The organism is Desulfatibacillum alkenivorans DSM 16219 (assembly GCF_900142135.1).
Classification (GTDB): Bacteria; Desulfobacterota; Desulfobacteria; order Desulfobacterales; family Desulfatibacillaceae; genus Desulfatibacillum; species Desulfatibacillum alkenivorans.
Window position 1 is genome coordinate 28,001 of the sequence record NZ_FQZU01000031.1, and the last position, 11,638, is coordinate 39,638.

Here is an 11,638-nt window from a genome sequence, read left to right on the forward strand (position 1 = left end):
GATCATGCAGACCGACGCCAGACAGCTCAAGGAAAAACTCACGGTAAAGGCGGTGCGGAATGTGCGCCGGGGATATGAAAAGGACGAGGCGTCCCGGGGCATGTACCGGCCCGAAGTCAAGCTGGACCTTGCCAGGAGCCGCCTTTTGACCGAATCGTACAAGCAGACCGAAGGCGAACCCATGGTGCTCCGGCGCGCCAAGGCCATCCGAAGCATCCTCTCCCGCATGCCCATTTACATCCAGGACTGGGAGCGGATTGTGGGCAACAACGTGTCCACGCCCAACGGCATCTATTTCGGCATCGACATGAACTGGCGCAGCGTAAAAAGGGTGGTCTCCGGCGAGGAGGGGCAAAGCCTTTTGGACGACGCGGGCCGGGCCGAACTCGCCCAATTGGTCGCCTACTGGGAGGGGAAATCCCTTTCAGACATTCAAAAGAACGCCTTTTCCGGGGACATTTTGAAATACTGGAAATACGAGGGGACCTTTATCTGGACCCATTGGTCCGAGTTGGGCATCCCGGATCATGAAAAGGTCCTGGCCGTGGGATTTCAAGGCATCATCCAGGAGGCCAAAGCCCGGTTGGAGGAGATCGACCGCACCGTGCCCCCGGACTATGTGGACCAGAAGGAATTTCTGGAAGCCGTGATCATCGCCCTGGAGGCGGGCGTTACCTTCGCCGGCCGCTATGCGGCTTTGGCCCGGGAGCAGGCAAAAGATGCCCGGGCGCCGGAAGACGAAAAACGATTGCTGAAAATTGCGGAAATCTGCGACAGGGTTCCGGCGCAACCGGCCAGGACTCTGGAGGAGGCCCTCCAGTCCTTTTTCTTCGCCCACATCATCCGTTATATCGAATACTCCAGCGTGGGCATCGGCGTGCGTTTCGACAAGGTGTTCGGCCCCTTTCTGGAAAAGGACCTGGCCAGCGGAGCGATCGCCCGCCAGGAGGCCCTGGAATTGCTCAAGCTCCTGTGGGTCAAGTTCAATGAACTGGGGATGATATACTCGCCCCTTCTTTCCGCCGTTTACGGGGGCGCGGCCACGGTCCAGGCCATCACCCTGGGCGGCGTGGATGAATACGGCCTGGACGTGACCAATGAAATGACCCATCTGGTCCTTGAAACCGCGGAGTTCATGCAATCGCTGGAGCCCAGCATCTGCCTGCGGTATCACGACAGAACGCCGGACGCCCTTTTGTCCAGGGCGGTGGACGTGATCCGCACGGGCGTGGGCTACCCGTCGCTTTTTAACGACAAAGCCATCCTTCCCATGCTCAAAGGCTGGGATGTGCCGGAAAAAGACGCCCGGGACTACGGCGTCAGCGGCTGCGTGTATATGGAGCTTCCGGGAAAGAACATTGTCCGCCGGGCCTATGGAGGCATCCATCTGCCCAAGGTGCTTTGGTGGGGCCTGCACCAGGGGGTGAATCCTGTAAACGGCGAGCAGTACGGCGCCAGGACCAGGGATCCCCTGGCCTTTACTTCCGCGGAAGACCTGATGGACGCCTACCTGGAGCAACTGGCCTTTTTCATGGAGCGGTTCGTCAAAATCGAAAACACCTGCCGGGCTTTGTACGAACGGTATCTTCCAAGGCCCTATTTGTCGGCCATCACCCAGGGCTGCATCGAGCGGGGCCAGGACTGCCGCAAATGGCAGTATCCCTCCATTGTCCACGACATCTGCATTGTGGCGGGCGCCTCCAACGTGGCCGACGCCTTAACCGCTGTGGACCAGGTCGTGTTCAAGGACGGGAAAATCTCCATGCAGGAGCTTCTGGACGCCTTGGCTTCCAATTGGGAGGGCTGCGAACACGTGCGGCGCCTCATGCTTAACGCCCCCAAATACGGCAACGACCACCCCCAAGCCGACGCCTGGGCCCAGCGGGTCCATCATGGGACGGCGGAGGTCATGGCCCGGTTTAAAAACCGCTTCGGCTACGCCTGCCGGGGGGACGGAAGCGCGGTCTCCGGCACCTACGGGGCGGCCTTGATGTGTCCGGCCACGCCTGAAGGCAGGAGGGACGGGGAGGCCTTTGCCGACGCCACCCTGAGCCCGGTGTTCGGAGCGGATCAAAAAGGCCCCACGGCGGTTTTGAAATCCGCGTCCAAAATCGATACGCTAAAGACATACAACCACCTTTTGAACCAGAAGTTCTCCCCGGACATGCTTTCCGGAGACATGAAAGAGGTGTTCATGAACTATATCCGGGCCTGGGGGGAGCTGGGAATCAGCCACATCCAGTTTAACATTGTGGATCGTGACACCTTAATAAAAGCCCAGGAAAACCCGGCCCAATACCCGGACCTCATCGTGCGGGTGGCCGGATACAGCGCCTATTTCGCCGACCTTTCCAGGGGGCTGCAGGACACCATCATCGCCCGCACCGAGCAGAGTTTCCAATGAGACGGACAGGGACGATTTTCAATGTACAGCGTTTCTGCACCCATGACGGCCCGGGCATCCGCACCACGGTCTTTTTCAAGGGCTGCCCCTTGCGGTGCAAATGGTGCTCCAACCCGGAATCCCAGAAAATGGCGCCCCAACTCATGGTGCGGCCCTCCAAATGCACAGGATGCGGGGCCTGCGCGGCCGCCTGTCCGGAAGGGGCTGTCGTCCTGCTTCCGAACCGGCCCGCCCAAACCCGGTGGGAAGATTGCACCCACTGCTTTTCCTGCGTGGACGCCTGTCTCTACGGCGCCCGGGAGGCAGCCGGCCGCGAGGCGAGCGTGGACGAGTTAATGGAGGAAATCCTGGCGGACCGGGTTTTTTACGAAAACTCGGGGGGAGGGGTCACCCTATCGGGCGGGGAGCCTCTTCTTCAGCCCCAATTCGCCGCGGAGCTTCTGGCCCGGTGCAAGGAGGAAAGCCTGCACACGGCGCTGGAAACCTGCGGCCACGCGCCCAGGGAAGCCGCCGTCCAACTGGCCCGGAGCCTGGACCTGGTCCTTTTTGACGTCAAGCAATTGAATCCGCTTAAACACCGGAAATACACGGGCATGGACAATAACCGGATATTAAGAAACCTGGAGTTCTTTTCCCAAAACACCGAAACCTGGCTCAGGATCCCCCTGGTGGCGGAAGTCAACGATTCGGAAGACCACATGGATGCCCTGGCCAACCTGGCGATCAGACTGGGCGTTCAAAAAATCTCCCTTTTGCCCTACCACGAGGGCGGGGCGTCCAAGGCGGATCAGATCGGCCTGGAATACCCCATCCCCGGCGCCTGCAAACCGCCGGACAATCACATAAAGCGCCTGACGCGCATCGCTTCGGATTTGGGTATAGAGGTTACGGTGGGGCATTAGGTTTTTTTCGGAATATTCAAGACAAAAGGAGTCAATCCATGGCAACGCATTCTCCCCAGGAAAAAAATGTCCGGGACCATTTGGTCGTCAAAACCGTGCGCAACATCCGCAAGCACGGGGGTAGGGAAGAGGACGCGGACAAGGGCATGTACCGCCCCGATATCCGCCTGGACCTGGAGCGCTCCATTCTCCTTACCGAATCCTACAAGGCCACGGAAGGGGAGCCCATGGTGCTGCGGCGGGCCAAAGCCCTGGACCACATCCTTTCCAACATGACCCTTTATATCCAGGATTGGGAAAAGATCGTGGGCAACAACGTGGCCACGCCCCAGGGCCTTTTCTTCGGCATCGACATGAACTGGCGGAGCGTGCGCAGGATCGTGGACCAGGATGAGGCCAAAACCCTGCTGGACGACGAAGGCCGCAAAAAACTGGACGAGCTCATCGAATACTGGAAAGGAAAATCCATGAGCGACATCCAGCAGAAAATGTTCACAGGCCCGGTCCTGGAATGCTGGCAAATTCCCAAGGGCGGCGCCGGAACCTGGTCCCACTGGTCCGAGCTTGGCGTGCCGGATTACGAAAAAGCCTTTACACTGGGGTTTTCCGGGCTCATCAAGCAATGCCGGGCCCGGCTGGACGAAATCGATCAAACCGTGCCCTTTGACTACGTGGATCAGAAGGAATTTCTCCAGGCCGTGATCATCTCCCTGGAAGCCGTGATAAAATTCGCCCGCCGATTTGCGGCCCTGGCCCGGGAAAAAGCCTTCCAGACCCATGATCCGGCTGATCGAGCGCGTCTGGAGGCCGTCGCCAAGGTGTGCGACAGGGCGCCGGAGCATCCGCCCGAGACCCTCCACGAGGCCTTGCAATCTTTTTTCTTCATCCATGTGGTGCGCTATATCGAGTTTTCCACCCTGGGCATCGGGGTGCGTTTCGACAAGGTGTTCGGCCCTTATTATCAAAAGGATCTGGAAGCCGGACGCATCACCCGCGAGGAGGCCCTGGAGCTTTTGCAGCTTTTATGGCTCAAGTTTCACGAACTGGGCCTGATATACTCCCCCACCCTGTCCGCCATTTACGGGGGCGTGGCCGCACTCCAGGCCATTTGCATCGGAGGCGTGGACGAGACGGGAAAGGACGTCACCAATGAAATGACCTATCTGGTCCTGGATTGCGCCGAAAAAATGCGCTCGCCGGAGCCCACCATCGCCTTGCGGTATCATGACGGGACGCCCCGGGAACTGATATCGCGGGCCGTGGACGTGATTCGTACGGGAGTCGGCTACCCCGCCTTTTTCAACGACAAGGCCATCCTCCCCCTCCTGGACCGCTGGGAGGTTCCCCTGCATGACGCCCGGGATTACTCCATTTCCGGCTGCGTTTACCTGGAACTGCCGGGGAAGAATATTTCCCACCGGGCCTATGGAGGATTCATTCTGCCGGCGGCCCTTTTGTGCGCATTGTCCCAGGGGAGGGACGCCGCCGGAAACCTGGTGGGCGCGCCCACTCCCGACCCCATGGGGTTCTCCGGCATCGAAGACCTCATGGACGCCTACGAGGAGCAGGTGCGGTACATGTTCCAGCGCTTATGCACCATCGAAAACACCTGCCAGACCCTATACGAACGGCATCTGCCCCGGCCATTCTACTCCGCCCTCCTGGAAGGGTGCATTGAAAAAGGCATGGAAACCAAAAAATGGGGCTATCCCTCGCCCGTGGCGAACATATGCATCGTCCTGGGGCCGGTGAACGTCTCCGACGCCATGGCCGCCATCCAAAAAAACGTCTTCGAGGAAAAGACCGTCTCCATGGAGGACCTTCTGGCCGCCCTGGCCTCCAATTGGGAGGGCTACGAACACGTGCGGCGGCTCATGATCAACGCCCCAAAATTCGGCAATGACGACGACTATGCCGACCGGCTGGCCGTGGAGGTTCAACACCGGAGCGCAGCGGCCATGGAAAAAGCCAAAAACCGCTTCGGCGTCTCCTGCCGGGGCGACGGAAGCGGGATTTCCGCCACCTACGCGGCGGGGGCCTTTCTGCCCGCCACACCCGACGGCAGAATGGCCGGGGAGCCCTTGTCCGACGCCACCCTGTCTCCGGTCTTCGGCATGGACAAAAAAGGCCCCACCGCCGTTTTGAAGTCCGCCTCAAAAATCAGCACAAGAGAGACTTTCAACCACCTTCTTAACCAGAAATTCCTCCCCCAGGCCTTGTCCGGGGACATGAAGGAGGTCTTCATCGATTACATCCGCTCCTGGGGCGACCTGGGCGTCAGCCAGATCCAGTTCAACGTGGTGGACCCCCAAACCCTTCTGGACGCCCAGGAAAACCCGGAAGAGCACCCGGACCTCCTGGTGCGGGTGGCCGGATACAGCGCTTATTTCGTGGATTTGTCCAAAGGGCTCCAGGACTCCATCATCGCCCGCACGGAGCAAAATTTTTGAAAGGAGGCGGGAACGCGAACCCCGCACCGGAATCATGGGGTTTTCTATCGCCCGCCTTTTAAATGAAGCGCCTGCCCGGCTTGACCGTGGAAGAGACGGGATGGGGGACGGCCAGGGCGGCCAGCTCCAGGCTGGATTCCAGGTCGGTGGTGGACATTTCGTAATGGGCGAAAGCCGCGCTCCGGTAGTGCGTTCCAAGCCCGGGTTGACAGGCCGTCGCAAAACATGCTATCTACCGGCCGGACGGTCGAAAAGGAATCAAGGCCTCAAAAATGCCATATGAAGGAGCAGCGCCCTTGCCCAAGCAAAGCCAGGAAGACAAAAAAAATTTCATCGCCGAAGTTGCGGCCAAGGTGTTCAGCAATAAGGGCTATTTAAGCTCCTCGCTCCAGGACGTGGCCCTGGCGGCCGGCATGAGCAAAGCCGGCCTGTATCATTACTTCAAATCCAAGGAAGAGCTGCTGGCCTTCATCCTCTTGAAGAACACGGACTCCTTCTTGCACGCATTGCGGGCTTGCATTGCGGAGAACGTGCAAAACGGCATGGCGCCCAAGGACTCCTTCAAAAGCCTCATGCAAACCTACGCCCGCCATCTCAATCAGGATCAGGACTTGCGCCTGATCGTCCTGCGGGAAAGGCATCAGCTTTCCGGGCAATACAAGGACGAGCTGTTCGCCAAGGAGCAGGAGCTTTTTCGCACGCTGCGGGAAGAACTGAAAAAGGTTCCGGACGTGGAAGAGGACCTGGATTTGAACGCCATCATTTTTCTGTTTATCTCCATGAGCCACTGGCTGGGCTACTGGTTCAAGGAAGGCCTGCCCCTGGGCATGGACGAGATCATCGACCAGAACATCCGCATTATTTTAAAAGGCATTTTGAAAGAATAGCACTATTCCGGCAAAGGCCGGAGAGTAGGAGGGCTGCAGGCGAACGCATTATTCGGCGATATTTTCGACCGGCTGGCCGGTTGATAAAACCAACGCACAAAGCAAAAGGAGGGTTAAACCATGACCGCGGAAAAACTGCCGGATCGCTTTGAAAAGGACTTCTTCAAGCACGAATCGCAACAGCGCAGCTGGGACGACCTGGTCGTGGGCGAGGTCTACGACACCGAGCCCTTTGAGGTCACACCCGAACGGATTCAGCTGTATGTGGAAGGAACGGAGGATTACAACCCGTTTTTCACGGACGAGGAGGCGGCCAAGAACTCCCAGTTCGGCGGTTTGATCGCCCCGCCTACCATTTTAACGCCCATTGTCTTTGCGGCGGTTCCCCCGGATAGCTGGGTGAAAATGCCGGGCGCCATCAATCCCGGGCAGCGGTGGGAGTTCGGTGTTCCCGTGCGCCCCGGAGATACCATCTATTGCCATATCAAGCTCCGGGACAAGTATATCAAACGAGGGAAAAAATACGCCATGTCCGAAATGCACATCACCAACCAGAACGACGAGTTTGTGTGCCGATGGACCGGCGGGCTGGTGCTGCAGTTCCAGGGCAACGAGGAAATGAAGAACCGCTAGGCCAAGACAATTCCCGCCCTCAAATAGAGGGCCTGAAAGGCTGTTTGCATTACGGTCCGGATAAGGAGGTTTGAACATGTCCGAAATATTGGAGTTTGGAAAAGTTGACCTGGGTTACGAGATCCCCGAGCAAAGCAGGCATATCACCCAGGAAAAGATCAACAAGAACGCGGAGGGCTCTCTCGACTTCAATCCCATCCACATCGACCCGGCCTGGGCCAAAAAGGTGAATCTTCTGGGCAAGGGAACCACCATCGCTCACGGCATCATGACCGGGGCCTTCATGGGAAAGATCGTCACGGACTGGGCGTATCCCCGGGGCGCATTCCTGCAAATGCTGGACGTGAAATTTGTGCATCCCGTGCGTCCGGGGGACGACATCACGGCCAGAGGCAAGGTGACGGAAAAGCACCCCCGCCCCGGCGACGAGTCCTTTGTGGTCCTGGAGCTTTGGTGCGAAAACCAGGCGGGCGTCAAGGTCGGGGTGGGGCAAGCGGCCGTGCGCATCCCGGTTTAGGCGTCTGCCCGCGCATTTTGGGACATCGCGCAAAAACCTTTATCCCAAAAATTTTAAGGCCGGTCAGCCGAAAAAAAATGCTGTCCGGCCTTTTTGCTTGCATCCTCCCTGTTGATATTTTAGCTTGTTTTACAAGCGTGTAAGCTGAATGTGAGCGGCGCTTTTTAGGGTATCTAAAGGATTTTTACGGGACGGATATTAAAGCAGGTGAAAATGGGCGGCCAGAATAATTCTCAAGAGCTGATCATCAAGAAGGACGGTCCGGTTTGGCGGGTGATCTTGAATCGGCCGGAAAAGAAAAACGCCATCAATGACGAAATGTTCGCGGCCTTAAAGCGGCTTGCGGAGGAGATAACATCTGACCCGAACCTGTGCCGGGTTGTGGTGTTCAGCGGGGCCGGAGACGTGTTCTGCTCGGGCGGGGACTTGAAAACCCTCATGGGCGGCGGCTACGGCGGCGACATTTCCGCTGTGAGAAATGAGTTTCGGGGTTTGCAGCGCATTCTGGATCAGGTGGAAGGCATGCCGGTCCCCACGATTGCGGCCATCCATGGCTACGCCCTGGGCGCCGGGCTGCAACTGGCCCTGGCCTGCGATTTCCGAATCGCCGCAGAGGACGCCATGCTCGGCCTGCCGGACGTGAAAAACGGCTTCATCCCGGGCATCGGCGCAACCACCCGGCTGCCCCGCCTCATCGGCTTGGCGCGAGCCAAGGAGCTTTTGCTCATGGGGACCAATATAGATGCAAAAAAAGCCCTGGATTTCGGGCTGGTCAACGCAGCGGTTCCCTTGGATGAATTGGAGCCGGCCGTGGAGGAATGGTGCAGCCGGTTGATCCGGCGGGCGCCTATGGCTGTGGCCGCAGGCAAATATTTATTGAACACCTGGGCTGATCTGGAGGAGACCGCGGACGTGCAAATGAAGCTCCTTTCCAGCGAGGACGCCAAGGAAGGCGTCACCGCCTTTTTTGAACGGCGCGCGCCTGTTTTTAAGGGGAAATAAATATGGGCGTTGATTTCGTAGGCTTTATTCGGCAACCTCGGCGAAATTTCGAAATGACACTGGGTCCCCGTTTCCGCCATTGCATCATGATGGTTGCAAAACTACCCGCAATCATCATGCCTCCATGGCTCCACGGGGATGACGGAGAGTGGAGGCGCCCTAAGATTTCGGGGACATGAACTGATTTCTGTTAGACTGAGAATACCTGGCGGGGATGACTGCGAAATCAGTATCGTGTCCCCTCGAAATCTCAAGCGCCCCTTATTTTAACACTTACGCCGGCAGCCCGTCATCCCCGCAAGGACGATCCGTCTTTTCGGGATCGTCCGCAAGCGGGGTCCCAGCGTCATTTTTCATAAATCCGAGCGGCATACATCCCAAGTCAGGACTGAAGAAAAAAGGCTGCCGACGGGGCGTCTGGCTGGGAATTTTTGCGCCGCTAACCTTCCTCCTCCTCGCTTTTCGGCGCGGACACGGCGTCCAAAAGCAGGTCGATCAAGTCATCGATTTCCTTCATTTTGTCGTTGTTTTTTCCCTCCTCCACAATCATCCATCTGAGAGCCATGTGGCTGAAGGCGCCGATGAACACGTTGCGGAAAACCCGCAGGCTCACGTCCTGGCGGAAGTCGCCCCGGTTCTGGCCCTCCTCGACCACCTTGTCGAGGATATTCAGATATTTCTGGTAGCTTTTGTAGGCGGGCGACGAGTAAAACTGGATGTTCAGTTGATTGTGGAGCAGAAACACCTTCAGGAAATCCCGGTTGATCATATACAGGGCGAAATGGTAGCGGATCAGGCGCCTTAGCTTGGCGAAGGGGCTCTTTACGTCAAAGGAATCCATGATGGACTCCAGGTGCTCCTTAAGCCTGGTTTCCGGGACGGCCAGGAGCAGATCGTCCTTGTTTTTAAAATAGTCGTAGATGGCGCTTTCCGAGACGGCGGCCTCTTCCGCGATGTCGATCATCTTGGCCTTGTTATAGCCCTTGGCCGCAAAGACCTTTTCCGCGGCAAGCAGAATCCGGGTGCGTTTGTCCCTTTCCGGAGGATCGGGCCGGACCTTGATCATGGGAAGGATCAGGTTCATGAGGTGCTCCAGGTCGGTGCGGCTTTTTTCGATTTCCCCCGAGGCGATGCAGCTGACCGCTTCAAAGTCCATGGCGCCGTACACCGCGTCCCGGATAATCCCCATGTTGACATCCTTGCGAAACTGGCCCTCTTTCACGCCCTGGGCCAGTATGTCGGTCATGATTCCGGCGTGCCTGCGGATTTTCCGGTAGGCTTCGGTCTTGTAGAAATCCGCGTTGGAGCGGCATTCGAAAAGGAGGATGCGGGCGTATCCGGGGTTGAGATCGTTGTATTTGAGGCCGTACCAGATGAGCTTGCGGAGGCGCGACTCCGGATCCTTAATTCCTTCCAGTTGCTCCGCCAAAAGGTCCAGGGCCTCCTCCAGCTTGATGGAGGCCACGGAAAACAACAGATCCTGCTTGTTTTTGAAATACTGATAAACCAAAGAGTCGGCGACTTCGGCCTTTTGGGCGATTTTGGCGATGGTGGTTTCAGCGATGCCGTTGGCCGTGATGAGTTCCTCCGCGGCCAGTAAGATTCTGTCTTTGGTTGTCGTCATATTAGATTGTTTTACTTTCCGTCGCCGTTTTTTAGCGTTTAATCCCGAGCGCCCCCCTGATCGTGCTGGCCGCCTTGCCCACAAGCCCTTTTTTGTTGGCCAGAATGGCGTCCATGAGCGCGCTGTAATCCTCGGGGGGAGTTCGTTGCTTTGTCTTGGGCGCCATGGTCAAGGCCCCGGGCTTGCAAGCTGCGGCGCATAGGCCGCAGCCAATGCATTTGCCCAAGTCGATTTTGACGGCGTCTTTTTTTATTTTTATGGCCTGGGTGGGGCAGCGCTTTTCGCATTTGCCGCACAGGACGCATTTATCCGAATCCAGGGCGGCCCTGAAATTGGACTGCACAAAGTCCGCCGGCCGGGGCGCGGCCGCCAGCATGTTGAAGACCCCGCAGCAGCAGGGGCAGCACATGCAGGCGAAGGAGGGATTTTTTTCGTTGGAGACCTCGATCACCAGGCCGTCCTTTTCGGACAGGGCGATCACCTCCATGGCCTCCTCCACGCCGATCCTCCGGGCCCAGCCGTTCTTGATGTACATTTCCCCGAAGTCATGAAAGGCCATGCAGGTCTCCCGCCGGTCCGTCCTCTTGCAGGGCGCGCCCAGCATATCCCGTCCCTTGCGGCAGATGCATGTGGTCAGGGCGATGCTGTCCCCGGCGTCTGCGATGATGCGGCGGATTTCGTCGTGGGTGGAGATCCTGTGCTGGGGCGTGATGCTTTTTTCCACGGGAACGATGCGCATCTGCTGGGGAACCGTGGACAAATACTCAAAGCCCATGGCCTCGGCCATGTACTGGGTGGTGTCCAGGTACAGGCCCGCGTTCATGGAGGCGATCTGGGTTTCGAAAAACCCGACCACAAAGGGAAGCAGGCAGATGCGGGGTTCGCCGTCCGGGTTCTTTATCAGAAGGGCGCCGTTTTTTTCCATGCTGGCCAGGCGCCGCTCCATTTCCGCGGAAGGGATGCCGTGTTTGGAGGCCCGGGCCAGGATTGCGTCCTTGGGCTCCGGCTTGTAGCTCAGGTGCAGGGCGGCTTCCGCCTCCCCCGGGGTGAAGATGGACCGCAAAATCCTTTTTTCCACCCCGCTGACAGACCGGGGGAAGCCCACCGGCATGGCGTTCAAATGTTTGGCAAGCCTCCTGTAGGCCGTTCGCGCCTGCCAATGCTTCCTACCCTGGTCCCCCAGGACTGCTGCAAGCCTTTTCATTACCCCCTCCTTAGC

Annotated in this window: 9 protein-coding genes; 7 read left to right on the plus strand and 2 right to left on the minus strand. The window is 58.1% G+C overall.

What is annotated here, in order from left to right:
• The first annotated feature begins 4 nt into the window (after positions 1–4).
• The 7 genes from BUE18_RS20090 to BUE18_RS20120 all read left to right on the plus strand — a co-directional run bounded on the left by BUE18_RS20090 (position 5) and on the right by BUE18_RS20120 (position 8,795).
• Positions 5–2,404 carry a pyruvate formate lyase family protein gene (locus tag BUE18_RS20090; protein WP_073477967.1) on the plus strand — a complete coding sequence of 800 codons (2,400 nt, stop codon included), beginning with the start codon at positions 5–7 and terminating at the stop codon, positions 2,402–2,404.
• The gene (locus tag BUE18_RS20095; RefSeq protein ID WP_073477968.1) at positions 2,401–3,306 is read left to right on the plus strand and encodes a glycyl-radical enzyme activating protein; all 906 of its coding nucleotides are present in this window, start codon (positions 2,401–2,403) and stop codon (positions 3,304–3,306) included. The genes BUE18_RS20090 and BUE18_RS20095 overlap by 4 nt, the downstream gene beginning before the upstream one ends.
• Before the next feature lie 38 nt (positions 3,307–3,344).
• Positions 3,345–5,756: a pyruvate formate lyase family protein gene (locus BUE18_RS20100; RefSeq protein WP_073477969.1), complete on the plus strand. Its 2,412-nt coding sequence runs from the start codon at positions 3,345–3,347 to the stop codon at positions 5,754–5,756.
• Positions 5,757–6,052: 296 nt separating this feature from the next.
• Positions 6,053–6,643, plus strand: coding sequence for a TetR/AcrR family transcriptional regulator (locus tag BUE18_RS20105; protein ID WP_073477970.1), 591 nt, complete (start codon positions 6,053–6,055; stop codon positions 6,641–6,643).
• A gap of 120 nt (positions 6,644–6,763) precedes the next feature.
• On the plus strand, positions 6,764–7,276 hold the full coding sequence (locus BUE18_RS20110; protein WP_073477971.1) for a MaoC family dehydratase: 513 nt from the start codon (positions 6,764–6,766) through the stop codon (positions 7,274–7,276).
• A gap of 76 nt (positions 7,277–7,352) precedes the next feature.
• Positions 7,353–7,793, plus strand: a complete 441-nt coding sequence (locus BUE18_RS20115; RefSeq protein ID WP_073477972.1) for a MaoC family dehydratase — start codon at positions 7,353–7,355, stop codon at positions 7,791–7,793.
• A gap of 213 nt (positions 7,794–8,006) precedes the next feature.
• Positions 8,007–8,795 carry an enoyl-CoA hydratase/isomerase family protein gene (locus BUE18_RS20120; RefSeq protein ID WP_073477973.1) on the plus strand — a complete coding sequence of 263 codons (789 nt, stop codon included), beginning with the start codon at positions 8,007–8,009 and terminating at the stop codon, positions 8,793–8,795.
• A gap of 439 nt (positions 8,796–9,234) precedes the next feature.
• Here BUE18_RS20120 and BUE18_RS20125 read toward each other — a convergent pair whose 3' ends face one another.
• Positions 9,235–10,419: a TetR/AcrR family transcriptional regulator gene (locus tag BUE18_RS20125; RefSeq protein ID WP_073477974.1), complete on the minus strand. Its 1,185-nt coding sequence runs from the start codon at positions 10,417–10,419 to the stop codon at positions 9,235–9,237.
• A gap of 31 nt (positions 10,420–10,450) precedes the next feature.
• On the minus strand, positions 10,451–11,623 hold the full coding sequence (locus tag BUE18_RS20130) for a 4Fe-4S binding protein (protein ID WP_073477975.1): 1,173 nt from the start codon (positions 11,621–11,623) through the stop codon (positions 10,451–10,453).
• Between the last annotated feature and the right edge of the window lie 15 nt (positions 11,624–11,638).

What these genes read in the sequence shown, in the direction of transcription:
- BUE18_RS20115 (WP_073477972.1), top strand. Translation starts at nt 7,353, where the DNA reads ATGTCCGAAATATTGGAGTTTGGAAAAGTTGACCTGGGTTACGAGATC.
- BUE18_RS20120 (WP_073477973.1), top strand. Translation starts at nt 8,007, where the DNA reads ATGGGCGGCCAGAATAATTCTCAAGAGCTGATCATCAAGAAGGACGGT.
- BUE18_RS20095 (WP_073477968.1), top strand. Translation starts at nt 2,401, where the DNA reads ATGAGACGGACAGGGACGATTTTCAATGTACAGCGTTTCTGCACCCAT.
- BUE18_RS20090 (WP_073477967.1), top strand. Translation starts at nt 5, where the DNA reads ATGCAGACCGACGCCAGACAGCTCAAGGAAAAACTCACGGTAAAGGCG.
- BUE18_RS20130 (WP_073477975.1), bottom strand. Translation starts at nt 11,623, where the DNA reads ATGAAAAGGCTTGCAGCAGTCCTGGGGGACCAGGGTAGGAAGCATTGG.
- BUE18_RS20100 (WP_073477969.1), top strand. Translation starts at nt 3,345, where the DNA reads ATGGCAACGCATTCTCCCCAGGAAAAAAATGTCCGGGACCATTTGGTC.
- BUE18_RS20110 (WP_073477971.1), top strand. Translation starts at nt 6,764, where the DNA reads ATGACCGCGGAAAAACTGCCGGATCGCTTTGAAAAGGACTTCTTCAAG.
- BUE18_RS20125 (WP_073477974.1), bottom strand. Translation starts at nt 10,419, where the DNA reads ATGACGACAACCAAAGACAGAATCTTACTGGCCGCGGAGGAACTCATC.